This window comes from Rhodococcus sp. PD04 (assembly GCF_035918275.1).
GTDB classification, from domain to species: domain Bacteria; phylum Actinomycetota; class Actinomycetes; order Mycobacteriales; family Mycobacteriaceae; genus Rhodococcus; species Rhodococcus rhodochrous.
On the sequence record NZ_CP142143.1, the window covers coordinates 1,636,834 to 1,653,471 of the forward strand.

Annotated in this window: 16 protein-coding genes; 5 read left to right on the forward strand and 11 right to left on the reverse strand. The window is 69.0% G+C overall.

Annotated features, from left to right (window positions below; translation table 11 throughout):
* Complete coding sequence (locus tag U9J23_RS07550; RefSeq protein ID WP_326602163.1) at positions 1-1,221, forward strand: CynX/NimT family MFS transporter; 1,221 nt, start codon at positions 1-3, stop codon at positions 1,219-1,221.
* Between the two features lie 35 nt (positions 1,222-1,256).
* Here U9J23_RS07550 and U9J23_RS07555 read toward each other — a convergent pair whose 3' ends face one another.
* The 11 genes from U9J23_RS07555 to U9J23_RS07605 are packed head-to-tail and all read right to left on the reverse strand — an operon-like array spanning position 1,257 to position 12,279.
* Positions 1,257-2,666, reverse strand: coding sequence for an NAD-dependent succinate-semialdehyde dehydrogenase (locus tag U9J23_RS07555; RefSeq protein ID WP_059383715.1), 1,410 nt, complete (start codon positions 2,664-2,666; stop codon positions 1,257-1,259).
* An 8-nt stretch (positions 2,667-2,674) separates the two neighbouring features.
* Entirely contained in the window at positions 2,675-4,054 is a 1,380-nt protein-coding gene (gene gabT / locus U9J23_RS07560) for a 4-aminobutyrate--2-oxoglutarate transaminase (protein WP_059383611.1), read from the reverse strand.
* Positions 4,055-4,109: 55 nt separating this feature from the next.
* Entirely contained in the window at positions 4,110-5,051 is a 942-nt protein-coding gene (gene speB, locus U9J23_RS07565; protein WP_059383612.1) for an agmatinase, read from the reverse strand.
* Between the two features lie 29 nt (positions 5,052-5,080).
* Positions 5,081-5,839 (reverse strand): class II aldolase/adducin family protein, encoded by a 759-nt coding sequence (locus U9J23_RS07570; RefSeq protein ID WP_326602166.1) that lies wholly within the window; start codon positions 5,837-5,839, stop codon positions 5,081-5,083.
* Complete coding sequence (locus U9J23_RS07575) at positions 5,836-6,834, reverse strand: PDR/VanB family oxidoreductase (RefSeq protein WP_326602168.1); 999 nt, start codon at positions 6,832-6,834, stop codon at positions 5,836-5,838. Before U9J23_RS07575 ends, U9J23_RS07570 begins: the two co-directional genes overlap by 4 nt.
* Entirely contained in the window at positions 6,831-8,036 is a 1,206-nt protein-coding gene (locus U9J23_RS07580; RefSeq protein ID WP_326602169.1) for an aromatic ring-hydroxylating oxygenase subunit alpha, read from the reverse strand. Before U9J23_RS07580 ends, U9J23_RS07575 begins: the two co-directional genes overlap by 4 nt.
* On the reverse strand, positions 8,033-8,941 hold the full coding sequence (locus U9J23_RS07585; protein WP_326602170.1) for a sugar phosphate isomerase/epimerase family protein: 909 nt from the start codon (positions 8,939-8,941) through the stop codon (positions 8,033-8,035). Before U9J23_RS07585 ends, U9J23_RS07580 begins: the two co-directional genes overlap by 4 nt.
* Positions 8,938-9,903 carry a C-terminal binding protein gene (locus U9J23_RS07590; RefSeq protein WP_326602172.1) on the reverse strand — a complete coding sequence of 322 codons (966 nt, stop codon included), beginning with the start codon at positions 9,901-9,903 and terminating at the stop codon, positions 8,938-8,940. Before U9J23_RS07590 ends, U9J23_RS07585 begins: the two co-directional genes overlap by 4 nt.
* Positions 9,904-9,942: 39 nt before the next feature.
* On the reverse strand, positions 9,943-10,713 hold the full coding sequence (locus U9J23_RS07595; RefSeq protein WP_326602174.1) for an amino acid ABC transporter ATP-binding protein: 771 nt from the start codon (positions 10,711-10,713) through the stop codon (positions 9,943-9,945).
* On the reverse strand, positions 10,710-11,441 hold the full coding sequence (locus tag U9J23_RS07600) for an amino acid ABC transporter permease (RefSeq protein ID WP_059383619.1): 732 nt from the start codon (positions 11,439-11,441) through the stop codon (positions 10,710-10,712). Before U9J23_RS07600 ends, U9J23_RS07595 begins: the two co-directional genes overlap by 4 nt.
* 4 nt (positions 11,442-11,445) lie before the next feature.
* Complete coding sequence (locus tag U9J23_RS07605; RefSeq protein ID WP_059383620.1) at positions 11,446-12,279, reverse strand: transporter substrate-binding domain-containing protein; 834 nt, start codon at positions 12,277-12,279, stop codon at positions 11,446-11,448.
* Between the two features lie 272 nt (positions 12,280-12,551).
* Between U9J23_RS07605 and U9J23_RS07610 the strand changes: the two genes are divergently transcribed.
* The 4 genes from U9J23_RS07610 to U9J23_RS07625 all read left to right on the forward strand — a co-directional run bounded on the left by U9J23_RS07610 (position 12,552) and on the right by U9J23_RS07625 (position 16,605).
* Positions 12,552-13,460, forward strand: a complete 909-nt coding sequence (locus tag U9J23_RS07610; protein ID WP_230825270.1) for an Lrp/AsnC family transcriptional regulator — start codon at positions 12,552-12,554, stop codon at positions 13,458-13,460.
* Positions 13,457-14,113, forward strand: coding sequence for a hypothetical protein (locus tag U9J23_RS07615; RefSeq protein ID WP_272269394.1), 657 nt, complete (start codon positions 13,457-13,459; stop codon positions 14,111-14,113). Before U9J23_RS07610 ends, U9J23_RS07615 begins: the two co-directional genes overlap by 4 nt.
* Before the next feature lie 146 nt (positions 14,114-14,259).
* On the forward strand, positions 14,260-15,618 hold the full coding sequence (locus tag U9J23_RS07620; RefSeq protein ID WP_230825265.1) for an MFS transporter: 1,359 nt from the start codon (positions 14,260-14,262) through the stop codon (positions 15,616-15,618).
* 108 nt (positions 15,619-15,726) lie between these two features.
* Complete coding sequence (locus tag U9J23_RS07625) at positions 15,727-16,605, forward strand: sulfurtransferase (protein WP_241387397.1); 879 nt, start codon at positions 15,727-15,729, stop codon at positions 16,603-16,605.
* Positions 16,606-16,638: the final 33 nt, after the last annotated feature.

A 16,638-nucleotide genomic window follows, 5' to 3' on the forward strand; every position in this document is an offset into this window, starting at 1 on the left:
ATGATTTCCGGTGTGAGTCTTCTGCGTGGCCGGCTGCTGGTGTTCTGTGCGATCGCGATGTCGGCCCTCGTGCTGAGACTTGCGGTCACCTCGTTCAGCCCGCTCGCCGCGCAGATCAGTGAGGAGATCGGCTTCTCGTCCACGGTCGTCGGTGTCTTCGGCATGATCCCGACCGCGATGTTCGCGGCCTTCGGACTCGCCACCCCGGCGCTCGGCCGACGATGGGGACTCGAACGCACCGCGCTGATCGCGATGCTCATGGCCGGCGTGGGCATGGCGACCCGCGCGCTCATGACCGACACGTGGTCGCTGCTGCTCCTGTCGGGTCTCGCGCTCGGTGGGATGGGCATCGGCAACGTCGTCATCCCTCCTCTGGTCAAGCGCTACTTCTCCGACACGCTGGCACTCGTCAGCTCGGTATACATCGTCGGCGTGCAGCTGAGCACCATCGTGCCCGCTTTCGTCGCGGTTCCCCTCGCCGACGCCTTCGGCTGGCGCGTCTCGCTCGGGGTGTGGGCGCTCGTCGGATTCGCCGCGGCCGTCCCGTGGGTGTGGGTGCTGCTGCGTCATCGGAATGCCGATACCGGGGAGGTGGCTCCCGTCGACCCGAAGACTGACGGCAGAGTGTGGCGGTCGCCGGTGGGCTGGGGGATGGCCGGCATGTTCGGCATGACCTCGCTCGTCACCTACTCGATGTTCACGTGGATCCCGGACATCCTCGCCGACGCCGGAGCCAGTCCCGCCTTCGGAGGCGCGATGGTGGGACTGTTCGCCCTGCTCGGGTTGGTCTCCGCGTTCGGCGCTCCGTCGCTGTGCGCGCGGATGGAGAATCCGTTCCCCGTGGTCGTGGCGTGCGCGTCGTGCTTCCTCATCGCGTTCGCCGGTCTGTGGATCGCGCCGATGAGCGCGCCCATCTTGTGGATCGTCCTGCTCGGACTCGGGCCGAGCACGTTCCCGATGGCCCTGACGCTCATCAACCTGCGCTCCCGCAGCCATGCCGGATCCGCCGCTCTCTCGGGATTCACCCAGGGCGTCGGCTACACCGTCGCGTGCCTGGGCCCGCTGCTGTTCGGAGTCTTCCACGACCTCACCTCGGGCTGGACGGCCTCGTTCGCCTTCATGACGGTCGCCGTCGCGGTGCTGGTGACCGGCGCCTATCAGGCATGCAAGCCGCGGGTGGTCGAGGACAGCTGGAACACCCGCCCGATCTCGGTGGGTTAGACACCGCTCAGCGGGGTTCAACCCACCGAAATCGGCTACAGGGCGACGTACTTGGTCTCGAGGTACTCCTCGATCCCTTCCGTGCCCCCCTCGCGTCCGAAACCAGACTCCTTGATGCCGCCGAAGGGCGCGGCGACGTCGGAGATGACGCCACGGTTGACGCCCACCATCCCGGCCTTCAATGCCGACGCGACATGCATCGTCCGGCCGAGGTCGCGGGTGTAGAAGTAGGCGGCCAGCCCGTACTCGGTGTCGTTCGCCGCGGCGACGGCCTCGTCCTCCGACGTGAAGGTGGTGAGGGCGACGACGGGACCGAAGATCTCCTCCCGCAGCACCCGCGCGTCGGCGGGCACCCGATCGAGGACGGTGGGCGGATAGAAGGTGCCCGGACCGTCGGGGACGACGCCACCGGTGAGCAGGCGGGCGCCGCGCTCCACCGCGTCGACCACCAACTCGTGCACCCGGGCGCGCTGCTTCGAGGTGATGAGCGGACCGAGATCGGTGCCCTCGTCGAGACCGTGCCCGACCGTCACCGACTCCATCCGCGCGACCAACTTCGCGGTGAACTCCGCCGCCACCGATTCGGCGACGTAGAAGCGGTTCGCGGCGGTGCACGCCTCACCGCCGTTGCGCATCTTCGCGGCCATCGCGCCGTCGACCGCGGCGTCGAGATCGGCGTCGTCGAACACCACGAACGGCGCGTTGCCGCCGAGTTCCATGGAGGTGCGCAGCAAGTGGTCGGCGGACTGCCGGACCAGCAACTTGCCGACACCGGTGGAGCCGGTGAAGGTGATCTTCCGCAGGCGCGGATCGGCCAGGAGCGGTTCGGTCAGAGGCGCGGCGTCGGAGGTGGGCAGGATCGACAGCACGCCGTCGGGCAGACCTGCCTCGGCGAAGACCTGCCCGAGCAGCAGCATCGTCAGTGGAGTCTCGGCTGCCGGTTTGACGAGAATCGTGCAGCCCGCCGCCAGGGCCGGGCCGATCTTGCGGGTCGCCATGGCCAACGGGAAGTTCCACGGCGTCACCGCGAGCACCGGGCCCACCGGCTCCTTGGTGACGAGGATGCGGCCCGTGCCGGCGGGCGACGTCGTCGTACGCCCCCCGATCCGCACGGCCTCCTCGGCGTTCCAGCGGAGGAACTCGGCCCCGTACGTCACTTCGCCGTGCGCTTCGGCGAGGGTCTTGCCCATCTCCGAGGTGATCGTGCGGGCGAACTCGTCGGCGCGGTCCATCACGAGGTCGAACGCCTTGCGGAGGATCTCGCCGCGTTCCCGCGGCGGGGTCGCCGCCCACGACTCCTGGGCGGCGACGGCCAGGTCGAGGGCGCGCGCGCCGTCGGCGGGGGAGGCGTCGGCGACCTCGGCAAGGAGCTTGCCGGTCGCGGGATCTTCGACGGGGAAGGTCGCGCCGGTGAAGGACTCGGTGAGCGTGCCGCCCAACCACATCAGGGCGGTCACTGTGCCGCTCCCACGAGAACACCGGCGGTGGCGCGCACGGCGTCGGCGAGGACGTCGAGACCGTCGACGAGCAGGTCGTCGGAGATCACCAGCGGTGGCAGTAGACGGATGACGTTGCCGTAGGTGCCGCAGGTGAGCAGGATGACGCCCTCGGCGAGCGCCCGGGCCGCGATCGCCGCGGCGGCCTCCGGGTTCGGATCGCGGGTACCGGGATGCACGAGTTCGACCGCGAGCATCGCCCCGCGCCCACGGACCTCCCCGATCACCTCCACCTCGTCGGCCAGGGCCTGCAGTCGCGGCACCGCGATCTGTTCGATCTGCCGGGCCCGCCCGCACAGGTCCAGCTCGGCCATGCGGTCCAGGGTCGCCAGCGCCGCGGCACACGCGACAGGGTTCCCGCCGTAGGTGCCGCCGAGACCGCCGCCGTGGACGGCGTCGATGAGGTCGGCCCGACCGGTCACCGCCGCCAGCGGCATCCCGCCGGCGACACCCTTGGCGATGGTCACCAGGTCGGGGACGATGCCCTCGGCGTCGCTCGCGAACCACGAGCCGGTGCGGGCCAGGCCGGTCTGCACCTCGTCGGCGACGAAGACGATGCCGTTGGCGTTCGCCCAGTCGACCAGCGCGGGCAGGAACCCCTCGGCGGGGACGATGAAGCCACCCTCCCCCTGGATCGGTTCGATGACGATCGCCGCGACGTTGTGCGCACCGACCTGCTTGTCGATCTGGTCGATCGCCCGCTGCGCGGCCTGCGCACCGCTGATCGGGGTGCCGTCGTGGGCGAGGCCTTCGCGGAAGGGATAGGACGCCGGGACGCGGTGGACGTCCGCGGCGAACGGACCGAAACCGTCCTTGTACGGCTTGTTCTTCGCCGTCATCGCCATCGTGAGGTTGGTGCGGCCGTGGTAGGCGTGGTCGAAGACGACCACGGTGCGGCGGCCGGTCGCGACCCGTGCGATCTTGACGGCGTTCTCCACGGCCTCGGCGCCGCTGTTGAACAGCACCGTGCGCTTGGCGTGGTCACCTGGGGTGAGCTCGGCGAGCTTCTCGGCCACGGCGATGTAACCCTCGTAGGGGGTGACCATGAAGCAGGTGTGTGTGAAGTGCGCGGCCTGATCCTGGATCGCCTTCACCACCACCGGATCCGACGCGCCGACGGACGTGACCGCGATGCCGGAGCCGAGGTCGATGAGGGCGTTGCCGTCGACGTCGAGGACGATGCCGCCGTCGACGTCGGCCGCGTAGACGGGCACGGACGACGCGACACCCGCGCCGACGGCATTGCGGCGACGCTCGGTGAGCGCGGCCGAGCGCGGGCCGGGTAGCTCGGTGACGAGCCGGCGTTGCTGGGGGACGCGGTATTCGATCTCGGGCATCGACGGGCCTTTCGGTACAGCAGGAGGGGGAGGGGATCAGCTTTCGGCAGGGCGGTCAAGCCTTCGGCAGGGCCATGGCGGACAGCAGTTCGTAGCCGACGTGCGCGGCCGCGATGCCGGTGATCTCGGCGTGGTCGTAGGACGGGGAGACCTCCACGATGTCGGCACCGACCAGATTGGTGCCGGCGAACGCACGGAGCATGCGCAGCAGCTCGCGGCTCGTCAGGCCGCCGGCCTCGGGAGTGCCGGTGCCCGGGGCGTGCGCGGGGTCGAGGACGTCGATGTCGACGGAGACGTAGACCGGGCGGTCGCCGATGCGGGCGAGCATCCGCTCGATGGCCGCGGCGACACCGTCGATCTCGATCTCCGGCGAGGTGACGGCGGAGAAGCCCAGCATCTTGTCGTCGGACAGGTCCTTGTCGCTGTAGAGGGGGCCGCGGGTACCGACGTGCATGCTGGCCTCCTTGTCGATCAGGCCCTCCTCCGATGCGCGGCGGAACGGCGTGCCGTGGGTGATCGACGCACCGAAATAGGTATCCCAGGTGTCGAGGTGCGCGTCGAAGTGCACGACGGCGACGGGGCCGTGGCGACGCGCGACCGAGCGCAGCAGCGGCAGGGCGATCGTGTGGTCGCCGCCGATGGTGAGCAGGCGCGTGCCGTCACCGGTGAGGGCGTCGGCGCCGCGCTCGATGTCGGAGACGGCCTCGTCGATATCGAACGGGTTGCACGCGATGTCGCCGGCGTCGGAGACCTGCATCTCCGCGAACGGGGAGACGTCCAGTGCCGGGTTGTAGGGGCGGAGCAGCTTCGACGAGGCGCGCACGTGGGCCGGGCCGAGACGCGCACCGGGCCGGTAGCTCACGCCGGTGTCGAAGGGAACACCGACGATGGCGACGTCGGTGCTGGTGACCTCGTCGAGGCGAGGCAGTCGCGCGAAGGTGCCGGGCCCGTTGTAGCGGGGGATCTGCGAGGCGTCGACGGGTCCGATGGGAGTCATGGGAAGCAGTCCTTCTTCTATGGGAGGAATCAGTCGGTGTAATCGGGCGCGATGCGGTCGAGCAGGCGCAGCATCGCGGCCCACGCGAGGTCGGCGCCCGGATCGACGAAGTCGTCGTTGGTCTCGGTGCCGGTGAACTGGCGGGCGCTGCGTTCACACACCTCCGGCGGGGGAAGCACGAGAGGTCCGGTCGCGGCGGCCGTGACCTGGATCTCGCAGGCCCAGTTCAGATAGAACATGCGCAGGAAGGCCTGGGCCGGGGTGCTGCCCACGGTGAGCAGACCGTGGTTGCGGAGGATCATGACGGGATGGTCGCCGAGGTCGGCGACGAGGCGGGTCTGCTCGTCGAGGCTCAGCGCGACACCCTCGTAGTCGTGGTAGGCGACGCGGTCGTAGAACTCCATCGACATCTGGTTGACGGGCAGCAGACCGTGAGTGGTCGCCGCGACCGCGCAGCCCGCCCGGGTATGGGTGTGCAGGACGCAGTGCGCGTCGGGGCGGGCCGCATGGATCGCGCCGTGGATGACGAAACCGGCCGGATTGACCAGTGCACCGGTGTCACCGACGGGCATGCCGTGCGGATCGACCACCACGAGATTCGACGCGGTGATCTCCTCGAACAGCAATCCGTAGGGGTTGATGAGGAACCGCGGTTCGGGCCCGGGCAGCCGCAGCGAGATGTGCGTGAAGATCAGGTCGGTCATCCCGAAGTGCGCGACCAGCCGGTACACGGCGGCCAGTTCGCGGCGCAGTCTCAGTTCCTCGGTGCGGGCGACGGTGCCGGTCACAGGTCCAGCACCGCCGTCGAGATCGGCCGGGACACGCAGGGGAAGAAGCACTTTCCTTCCTCGCGCTCGTCGTCGAGGAGGATGTTGTCGCGGTGGTCGATCTTCCCGGACAGCACACCCACCTCGCAGCTGCCGCACGTGCCTTCGCGGCACGACCACATGACGTCCGCACCGGCACGCTCGAGCGCGTCGAGGACCGATTCGTCCTCCGCGACCTCCACGACCGGTCCGTCCGCGCCGAGCTGCACCGAGCACGCCGACGACGGCGCGGCGTCTTCGGATGCCGGAGCGGACCCTGCCGGAGCGGGAGCTGCCGGGGCGGGCGAGAACGACTCGATGCGCAACGCCTCGGCCGGAAGCAGTTCCGTCAGTTCGGTGAGCATGCGTTCCGGCCCGCACGAGTACACGAGCGCGTCCCCGGTACCGGCCGCGAACAGTGTCGGCAGGTCGAGCCGCCGGCCCTCGGCGGAGGGGTGGAGGTGGACGGGCACGCCGGTCGCGGCGAGGCGCTCGACGAACCGCGCCGGAGCCTGACCCGAGTAGGCGTAGTGCACGCTGACGGTCGCTCCACGCGCGGCGGTCGCCTCGATCATCGGCAGCAGCGGGGTGATCCCGATACCGCCGGCGACGAAGACGTAGGCCGGGGCGTCCTCGAGCGGAAAGTGCTGACGCGGGCCCTGCACGCGCAGGATGTCACCGGGACGCAGCGTCGAGTGCACATGGGCCGAGCCCCCGCGGGAGTCGGCGGCGGCCCGCACCGCGACCGTCCAGCTGCGCAGGTCGGCCGGGTCCCCGCACAGCGAGTACTGGCGGGTGAGTCCCGGGGTCAGTTCCATGTCGACGTGGGCGCCGGGATCCCAGGCCGGCATCGGATCCCCGGCCGGGTCGGCGAGGGTCACCGACAGGATTCCCTCTGCCTCCCAGGTGATTCCGGTGACCCGCACGGAGCGGGTGCGCGGGGTGCGGTCGGTGGAACGCTCGAGCAGGGCGGTCATCGGTAACCTGCTTTCGTTGCGACGCGGTCCTGGAACAGTGCGGTGATCTGATCCCAGTGCGAGACCAGGTTCGTCGAGTCGGAGCCGGGGGAGTTGCGGCCGATCTGCAGGCGGTGCAGCATCGGCATGTCCTGCTCGTTGACCTCCCACAGCACGTCGCACAGCTGCGACCGCGTCTCGGCGAAATCGTCACCGGCGGCGGAGGAGTCGACGAAGATCGCCATGTACTCGACGGTGCGATCGGGGGCGACGGGGTGGTAGCCGATCACCTGGAACCAGTCGGCCTCGAGGAAGACCAGGGCGTTGGGGAACAGGCAGAAGATGTCCTGGCGTTCGAGGCGGTCGGCGGGGACGTCACCGAGCCAGGGCAGCGACTTCGCGGTCTTCTCGGCCTTGCCGGCGGCGCCGCGCGGATAGCTGCCGCCGATGATGTCCGGGTGCAGTGCCACATCGTCGACGTCGAGGGAGGCCGTGACCGGCCCGACCTGCGGGTGCACGAACGGCAGGTGGTAGAAGTCGAGGAAGTTCTCGACGACCAGCTTCCAGTTCGCGTCGACCTCGAACTTCTTCTCACCGGCCAGGTGGAGGCGATCGAAGTCGATGTGCGACCAGCGGCCCAGCACGGGCTCGAGCTTCGCGGCGAAGTCGTCGGCGCAGGCCTGCGGATCGGTGTCCGTCGCCGACAGATCGACGAAGATCATCCCGGCCCAGGTGTGGCTCGCGACCAGCAGCAGGCTCAGCCGCTTCTCGACCTCCGGGTCGAGCTTCGAGCGACGCTCACGCGTGTAGTAGGGGGCGGCGGCGAGCGTGCCGTCGAGCTTGAACGACCAGCAGTGGTAGGCGCACTGGATGCGTCCCTGCACGACCATCGGATCCTCGGTCAGCGCCATGCCGCGGTGCCGGCACGAGTTGTGGAACACGCGGATGCGGCCGTCCTCGCCGTGTACGAGCAGCAGCGGCTTGCCGCCGATGGTGACGGGATGGACCGCGCCGGGTTCGGCGACCCAGTGGGCGTAACCGGCCCACACCCAGCCCGACGAGAAGACGCTCTTCTGCTCGTGGGCGAACTCCTCGGTGCCGGTGTAGGCGCGGGCAGGGATGATCGCGCGTCCGGTGGGCAGCTCGGGCAGCGGGCCGTCGATCACGACGTTGCCGGTCGAGGTGGTGGTGCGCTCCGGCAGGGGGAACTGCGAGGTGCTCATCGTGACGCTCCTGAGGTCGTGAGGGTGGAAGTGCGGCCTGTGGACCCGGTCGCGGATGCGGCCTCGGCGAAGGCGGCGACGGCCCGGTCGCGCAGGGTCAGGGTGTCGGCCCACCGGTCGGACAGCTCGACGCCGTCGCGATCGGTGATGGCGTAGGGGGTGGTGCCGAGTTCGGTGCAGAACATGACGGGCTCGTCGCTGCCGGCCCGGGCGCGGCGTTCGAGGATCGCGGTGAACGCGCGGGTCCACCAGCCCGTGAACAGCTCCTCCCATTCGCGGTGCTGGGGGAAGCCGAGCGGGATCTGCACCTGGCAGCGGGTCGCGACGCGGCCCTGGACCGATTCGGCGCGGGCGAACAGGGCCTCGATGTGCCCGTCGATCTCGGGGGTCGGCGTCGACGGGATCTCGCTGCCGGCCACATAGTGCGACAGGTCGATGGCCAGGTTCACGGCGGGGTCGATGTCGTCGAGCAGGCGCGTGGTGCGGCGCATGTCGTCGGTGAGGGTGTTGCGGTGGGTCTCGAGTTGCATCGCGACACCGGCAGCCTCGGCGGTGCTGTGCCAGCGATGGACGGCGTCGATCACCACGCTGTCGTCGGGGTCGAAGACGCAGCCGCACACGACCATCCGATCCGCGCCGATCGTCTCGGCGTAGCGCAGTGCGGCGTCGAGATCGGTGTCGTCGCGCAGGAACGCGAAGACCGCCGACCGCAGGTCGCGCTCGCGGAGCAGGGGAGCGAGGCTCCCGGCTTCGGGCTTGCCGCGGGCGCCGAGATCGACTGCCGCACCGTCGAAGTTCTCCTCGACGAGGCGATCGAGCTGCTCGGGCAGGGTCCAGGGAGTGCCGCGCCAGGGCAGATCCTCCATGGCCCACAGGGACTGGAACATCTCGAGCCGGGGGCTCATGCGATCACCTCGTACGGGTCGTTGACGGAACGGGAAGGTGCGCCGGTGCGGTACCACTCGACGACGTTCGCGGCCTGCATGCGGATGTACTCGCGGGCCGTGCGGTCGGACAGATACGCCACGTGCGGGGTGAGCAGGACGTTCGGGTGTTCGGCGAGGCGGTCGCCCGGCACAGGTGGTTCGACGTCGAGCACGTCGAGGGCGGCCCCGGCGAGGTGGCCGGCGTCGAGTGCGTCGGCGAGTGCGCCGGAGTCGACGATGCCGCCGCGTGAGACGTTGATCAGCCACGCGCCCGGCCGCATCGTGGCGAGCAGATCGGCGTCGAACAGCTTCTCGGTGGAGTCGTCGAGCGGGAGGTGGATGGACACCACGTCGGAGCCGGCGACCACCTCGGCGAGCGAGGCGGGTGTCACCCCGGACGGTAATGCACGACCGGCCCGGTCGTAGCCGAGGATCGTCCCGACCGAACCGGACGCGAGGGCGGCGACCTCGCTGCCGATGCGGCCGAGACCGACGAGGCCGAGGGTCGTCTCGGCGAGGCTCCGCGGAGGATACTGCGGACGGTCGAGCCAGCCGCGCTGCCCGCCGAGGGCGAAGAAGTCGAGCCGGCGGACGGCGGCCAGGGTCAGGGCCCAGGTGTGGGTGGCGACCTCGGTGGAGGCGACATCCCCGACCGTCGCCACCCAGACGTCGCGCACGGTGGCCGCGGCGACGTCGATGGAGTCGTAGCCGCGCGAGAGCATCGAGACGATTCCCACCTGCGGGAGCCGGTCGAGCAGGGCGGCGTCGACGGGGGCGTAGCCGACGAGCAGGGCGGACGCATCCGCCGCGGCGGCGGCGATCGTGTCGGAGTCGCGGGTCTCGAGCACACGCACCTCGAATCCTTCGGCCTCCAGCAGGGCGATGCCCTCCGTGGGGTCGAGGTCGTCGAGATCGGTGTAGACCGCGATCGGGGATGCCATGAGGTGCTCCGTCTGGGTCGTGACAGTGGATGTGGGAAATCAGTGGATGTGGGAGAGGAATTCGCGGGTGCGCTCGTGCTCCGGAGCGGTGAAGAACTGCTCGGGCGGAGCCTGTTCGACAATGACGCCGCTGTCGAACAGGGCGACCTCGTCGGCGACGCGACGGGCGAACCGGGTCTCGTGGGTGACCACGATCATCGTCATGCCCTGCTGGGCGAGGTCTTCCATGACGGACAGGACCTCGTTGACGAGCTCGGGGTCGAGAGCCGAGGTGGGTTCGTCGAACAACATCACGGCCGGATCGAGGACCAGGGCCCGGGCGATCGCGACGCGCTGCTGCTGGCCACCCGACAACTCCGACGGGTAGTGCCGCATGCGCTGCGACATGCCCACCCGTTCGAGCATCCGCTCGGCCCGGTGCACGGCCTCGCCCTTCGCAACGCCGTGCACCTCGGTGAGTCCGAGCGTGACGTTGTGGAGCACGTCGAGATGCGCGAACAGGTTGAACTTCTGGAAGACCATGCCGATGTTCGTGCGTTCGCGGGCGAGCTTGCGCTCGGGGAGCGGGATCGATCGCCCGTCCCGTCCGGACTCGACACCGATCTCCTTGCCGTGGAGCAGGATCGACCCGGCGTCGGCGGGTTCGAGCAGCGACATCAGGCGCAGGATGGTGGACTTGCCGGAACCGGAGGGCCCGAGCACGGCCTTGACCTGCCCGGCTTCGATGGAGAAGTCGACGCCCTTGAGGATCTCGTTGCTGCCGTAGGTCTTCCGCAGACCGATCGTTTCGAGCAGTGCGATGCTGGTCATACTGTCACCGTCTCCTTCGTCGTGCCGGCCGTCGGGGCGGTGGTGACCCCGGACGAGACCCAGCGGTAGCGGCGCTCGATCAGCGTCTGCACACCCATCAGCGCGGTGACGATGACGAGGTAGTAGACGAGTGCGGCGCTGTAGTACTCGGCGTAGCGGAAGGTGTTCGACACCCCGACCTGCGCCGTGGTGAGCAGCTCACGCAGGGAGATGACCGACGCGAGCGAGGTGTACTTGAGCATCGCGATGAACTCGTTGCCCGTCGGCGGCAGCGCGACCTTGACGGCCTGCGGCAGCACGACCTTCAGCATCACCTTGTGCGGGGGCAGGCCGATGGCGCGGGCTGCGAGGCGCTGGCCGTCGTCGACGCTGAGCAGCGCCGACCGCAGGATCTCCGCCATGTATGCGGCCTCGACCACCGCGAACCCGATGAACGCCGCGAGGAAGGGACTGAACCAGTTCTCCCGCAGGGCGGGGAACAATTGGGGGCCGGCGTTCCAGATGATCAGCAGCACCAGCAGGGTCGGGATGGCGCGGAAGAACCACACGTACGCTCCGCCGACGGTGCGGGCGAGGCGGTTGTCGCTGATGCGCAGCAGGGCGACGCCGAAGCCGATCAGCGTCGCGAAGAGCATCGACGCCGCCGCGAGCGCGACCGACAGCCAGGCTCCACGGAAGAACTCCGAGGAGGTCAGCGCGGAGAGGAAGATCTCGAAGTCGAAGGTCATGATGTCAATCCGTCACGACGCGCTCGGGATCGAGACCGTACTCGACGGCGATCTCCTGCAGGGTTCCGCTCTCGGCGAGCGTCCTGATGCCCTCGGCGACAGCAGGACTGAGCGGCGAGTCCTTCTTGGTGAAGACACCGAACTTCGTGTCGACGGGGAAGACGTCCGGCACCGCGGTGAGGGCACCGCCCGACTTGTTCACCATCTCGACGACGGCGACATCGGTCTCGATGAGGGCGTCGGCCTTGCCGTTGGTGACGGCGGCGACGGTCTCGGCGGTCTTGGGGTAGGCCTGGACGGTGATGCCGGGCAATCCGGCCGCCTCGAGTTCCTCCGACAGGGCGCGGATGGTCAGCTCGTTGCTTCCGCCGCCCTGCACGGCGACAGTCTTGCCCGACAGATCCTCCGAGCTGGTGATCGAGGTGTCGCCGCTGCGGACGAGCAGGCCCGGGCCGGTTTCGAGGAAGGCGGCAGCGTCGGCGACCTCGAGGCGCTCCGGGCTCATGTAGAGCGCGGTCCACAGGATGTCGCAGCGACCGGCCTGCAGGCCGGGCATGAGGCCGTCGAATGCGGTGATCTGCCACTTCGCCTCGACCTCCCAGAGGTCGGCGAGAGCGCGGGCGCCGTCGGAGGTGAATCCGATCGGGGTGCTGGTGTCGCCCTCGGCGTAGTACTCCATCGGGGGGTACTCGGGGTCGGTGCAGAAGGTGACCTCACCGGCACGGGCGAGGCCGGCAGGGGCCGCGCCGTCGGCCTCGGTGCCGCCGGATCCACCGCCGCATGCACTGACGAGCAGGGCGAGGCCGGTGCCGGCTGCGAGCAGTCCTACTTTTCTCATCGTTCGATCTCCTGTGGGGGCGGGGGATGTAGAGCAACGAGATCGGCGCTGGTCTGTGCTCGTTCGGTTGGTTCGAAACATATGGAGTGGGATATGTTCTGTCCAAGTCGAGAACAGAGCAATCAACGTCACTTGTCGATTTTCGGGAAACTCGAACTGCCTTCGACCTTGACCAGTGGATCGGAAAGATGGAGAGAACTGCTGATGAGGAAAGTTCCGTTGGCCCGGATCTCGTTTGTAAACATCCGATGACATCGCCCGTAACATTTCCGGTGCAGGACCTCGATGCGCGCATCGTCGAAGAGCTGCGACTCGACGGCCGCATCGGGCGCAACGAGCTCGCGGCCAAGCTCGGGGTCTCCCGCCCCACGGTGTCGAAGAGGCTGAACGCCCTGCTCGAGAGCGGCCGGGTCAACGTCGTCGGCATCGTCCATCCCTCGACGATCGGGCTCGACGCCCTCGGTCACGTCTCCATCGCGGTCGACCGGCCCGTGCGGCAGGTCGCGGCGCGGATCGCCGAGCTGCACGACGTGCCGTACGTCTCGCTCACCAGCGGCAGGTATCCGCTCATCGTGGAGATCCGCACGGTCGGCGCAGCGCGGCTCGCCTCGTCCCTCGAACGGATCCGCGGCATCGACGGTGTGCGGGAGACGAACACGCTCACCTACACCGATCTGATCGTCGACATCGGCCGGCCCGACAAGGTGCCCGTCACCAACCTCGACTCCCTCGACGTGCGGCTCCTCGGCGTGCTGCAGGACGACGGACGCGCCTCGTACACAGAACTGGCGGAGGCCACCGGAACGTCGCCGGGCACCGCGCGCATGCGCGTCCGGCGACTGATCGACGACGGTGTGCTGCGCATCGGCGCCCTCACCGGCGGGCAACACCAGACGGAAGTCGCGGTGGGTTTCGGAATCCGTGCGAGCGGCCGCATCTCGGACCTGGCGGCGGTCATCGAGGACTTCCCGGGTGTGAACTTCCTCGCGAGCACCATCGGCCGGTTCGATCTGTTGGGTACCGTCCATGCCACGCGACTCGAGGACGTCGTGTCGTCGCTCGACACCGTCCGCGCGCTCAGATCCGTTCTCGAACTCGAAAGCTGGGTCCACTTCCGCACCGTGAAGGAGCGGTACAACAACGTCCCGGTGCTCTCGACCATCCAGGAGGAATCCCCGTGACGATCGAACTTCCCTACGCCGCGATACCGGTGCGCGGTCGCGTCGACTCCGAGGCGTCCGCGGTGGCCGTCACGGCTCTGCTGCTCGCCGGCGTCGTCACCGGCGGCACGGTGATGGTGCGCGAACCCCTGCTGCTCGACGCCGGCACCGTGCGCCGGCTGCGAGCGGACGTCGCGACCACCGGCGCGTACGTCGTCGCCTCCGCCGACGGGCTGACGGCGACGACCCGCTCCACCGCCGGGGAGCTTCCGCAGTTCGAGGCGACCGTACCTGCCGATGTGCTGCCGCTCTACGCGGTCGCCGCGACCCGGGCGGCCGGAGCCTGCGTGCTGTCCGCCGACGACGGATCCGCCCCGGCGTGGGCTCCGCTGCTCACGCAGCTCGGCCTGGCTGTGTGCGTCGAAGGCGACTCGCTCGTCGTCTCACCCGGACTCGGCGGACCGGCCGGGGCGGTCGACCACGACGGAGACGTGCGGGTCGTGCTGACGGCGCTGCTGGTCGCGTTGTCGAATCCGGGGGTGTGGGTCGTCGACGCGGCTCCGCTCGACCTGTTCCCGGGCTTCCTCGACCGGTGGCGGTCGCTGCTCGAGGCGGACGAATATCTCCTGCCCGGCAGCGCACTGCTGCCGTCGGACTACGTCCTGAGGTCCTGACCGGGCACGCCTCGGGAACGTCCCATTCAGCGGGCGCCGGATTGGCTCGCTCCGTGCGTATTGACAGAGTTTCGGTGACGCGCATCACACCCTTCCGGGTGCCGGTGCTGCGCCACGACCTGTCCCTACGATCTCAGGAGCGCCGAATGGAGCAACCTGCGTCGACCTCGGTCGAGGAAACGAATACGGCCTCGGCCGTTCCGCACTCGACGGCCGGTGACCGCTCGCAATTGCGGAAGGTCACGCTGTCGAGCCTGCTGGGCACCACCATCGAGTACTACGACTTCCTGCTCTACAGCACCATGGCCGCCCTGGTCTTCGGCGACCTGTTCTTCCCGTCGTCGAACTCCGCGGTGTCCACCATCGCTGCCTTCGGAACCCTCGCGGCCGGCTACGTCGCGCGGCCGCTCGGCGGCCTGGTGTTCGGGCACTTCGGCGACCGGCTGGGACGCAAGTCCATGCTCGTCATCACGATGGTGATGATGGGTATCGCGAGCTTCGCGATCGGCATCCTGCCCACCTACGAGCAGATCGGCGTACTGGCTCCCATCCTGCTCGTGACGCTGCGGGTCGTGCAGGGCATCGCCGTCGGCGGCGAATGGGGCGGTGCGGCACTGATGGTCGCCGAGCACTCCGACGATCGCCGGCGCGGGCTGTGGACCGGGCTCATGCAACTCGGGTCGCCGATCGGATTCCTGCTGTCGACGGCGGCGGTCATGCTCGCGACCCTGCTGCCGGACGAGTCCTTCGAGTCGTGGGGCTGGCGCATTCCCTTCATCGCGAGTGCGGCGCTGCTGGTGATCGGCCTCTACATCCGGATGAGCGTGGTCGAGAGCCCGGTCTTCGAGGAGGCCGCGGAGAAGTCGAAGGCTGCGACGAACGAGAAACCGCCTGTCCTGCAGTTGCTTCGACAGCCGCGTCCGCTGATCCTCGCGTGCGCGGTGGGTATCGGACCGTTCGCCATGACAGCACTCATCACCTCGCACATCATCTCGTACACCACCTCGATCGGGTACGACTCGTCGACGATCATGCAGATCCTGATGTTGATGCCGATCGTCTCGATCGTCGCCATCCCGGGCTTCTCGGCATTGTCCGACAGGGTCGGGCGGCGCGCGGTGAGTCTCACAGGTGCCGCGGTGGCCGTGCTCTACGCCTTCCCCCTGTACACGATGATCGACTCCGGTTCGGTCGCGCTGCTGACCGTCTCCCTGTTGATCGCGCAGTCGGTGCAGGCCGCCATGTACGCGCCGCTCGCGCCGATGCTGTCGGAGATGTTCGGCACGAACGTGCGCTACACGGGTGTCTCCTTCGGCTACCAGTTCGCCAGCCTCATCGGTGCCGGCTTCACGCCGATGATCGCCGCGAGCCTGCTGGTCGCCTCCGACGGGTCGAGCCTGCCGCTGAGCATCATTCTCGCGGGCACCGCCTGCGTCACGATCCTCGCCGCCTGGACCGCCTCGGAAACGAGCGGAAAGAACCTGGCCGGTAGCGGGTCGGAGTAGGACTCGGGTCGATTCGTGTGGGTCGGACCCCGCTCGGCGGGGTCCGACCCACACGACTGCTCGGGGCTGTTCTACTGGAGGCAGACGCCGAACAGAGGAGGACCTCCCATGAGCGACACCAAGCCGAACACCGTTTCGCCGGAGTGGTTGTACGAGCAGCTGGGCGACGAGGACCTCGTCATCGTCGACGCCACCGTGCACCTGAGCATGCCGCCGGACGGATCGGTGCACATCGAACCGGGATTGACGACCTACCTCGAGGAACACATCCCCGGCGCGGTCTACGCCGACCTGTTCACCGACTTCTCCGACCACGAAGCGCCGCAACCGTTCACCGCGGCGTCGTCGGAGCGCTTCGCGATCGCTGCCGGTGCGGTCGGCATCGGGGAGGGTCGCCGCGTCGTGCTCTACGACCAGAAGAACGGCATCTGGGCCGCGCGGCTGTGGTGGCAACTGCGGCTCGAAGGTTTCGACGACGCCGCGGTACTCGACGGGGGTCTGCCCGCCTGGAAGGCCACCGGCTATCCGGTCTCGGACGAGCAGGTGGTCCCGCACGGCGCGACCTTCACTCCGCATCATCGCCCGGAGCTGGTGCGGTCGACGCAGGAGATCGCAGCGTCGCTCGACGACCCGCACACTCTGATCATCAATGCCCTCGATCCCGCGACCTATCGTGGGGAGAGCGCGTCCTATCCGCGCCGCGGCCACATTCCCGGAAGTATCAACATCCCGTTCGCCGACCTCGTCGACTCGCAGACCGGACGGTTGAAGCCCGCGACGCAGCTGCGGGAGATCTTCGAGAAGGCCGGTGCCCTGGATCCGGACGTGAAGCCGGTGACCTACTGCGGGGGTGGCATCGCCGCGTCGGGTCTGGCGCACGCGCTCGCGGCCGCGGGCCGGCCGGATGTCGCGGTCTACGACGGTTCGCTCAATGCGTGGACAGCCGACGACTCCCTGCCGCTCGTGGAGGGCCCGGATCCCCGCTGATTCCTGAACTTCGGTGTTCTCGACCTCGTCCAG

What these genes read in the sequence shown, in the direction of transcription:
- U9J23_RS07550 (WP_326602163.1), top strand. Translation starts at nt 1, where the DNA reads ATGATTTCCGGTGTGAGTCTTCTGCGTGGCCGGCTGCTGGTGTTCTGT.
- U9J23_RS07555 (WP_059383715.1), bottom strand. Translation starts at nt 2,666, where the DNA reads ATGTGGTTGGGCGGCACGCTCACCGAGTCCTTCACCGGCGCGACCTTC.
- gabT (WP_059383611.1), bottom strand. Translation starts at nt 4,054, where the DNA reads ATGCCCGAGATCGAATACCGCGTCCCCCAGCAACGCCGGCTCGTCACC.
- speB (WP_059383612.1), bottom strand. Translation starts at nt 5,051, where the DNA reads ATGACTCCCATCGGACCCGTCGACGCCTCGCAGATCCCCCGCTACAAC.
- U9J23_RS07575 (WP_326602168.1), bottom strand. Translation starts at nt 6,834, where the DNA reads ATGACCGCCCTGCTCGAGCGTTCCACCGACCGCACCCCGCGCACCCGC.
- U9J23_RS07580 (WP_326602169.1), bottom strand. Translation starts at nt 8,036, where the DNA reads ATGAGCACCTCGCAGTTCCCCCTGCCGGAGCGCACCACCACCTCGACC.
- U9J23_RS07585 (WP_326602170.1), bottom strand. Translation starts at nt 8,941, where the DNA reads ATGAGCCCCCGGCTCGAGATGTTCCAGTCCCTGTGGGCCATGGAGGAT.
- U9J23_RS07590 (WP_326602172.1), bottom strand. Translation starts at nt 9,903, where the DNA reads ATGGCATCCCCGATCGCGGTCTACACCGATCTCGACGACCTCGACCCC.
- U9J23_RS07595 (WP_326602174.1), bottom strand. Translation starts at nt 10,713, where the DNA reads ATGACCAGCATCGCACTGCTCGAAACGATCGGTCTGCGGAAGACCTAC.
- U9J23_RS07600 (WP_059383619.1), bottom strand. Translation starts at nt 11,441, where the DNA reads ATGACCTTCGACTTCGAGATCTTCCTCTCCGCGCTGACCTCCTCGGAG.
- U9J23_RS07605 (WP_059383620.1), bottom strand. Translation starts at nt 12,279, where the DNA reads ATGAGAAAAGTAGGACTGCTCGCAGCCGGCACCGGCCTCGCCCTGCTC.
- U9J23_RS07620 (WP_230825265.1), top strand. Translation starts at nt 14,260, where the DNA reads ATGGAGCAACCTGCGTCGACCTCGGTCGAGGAAACGAATACGGCCTCG.
- U9J23_RS07625 (WP_241387397.1), top strand. Translation starts at nt 15,727, where the DNA reads ATGAGCGACACCAAGCCGAACACCGTTTCGCCGGAGTGGTTGTACGAG.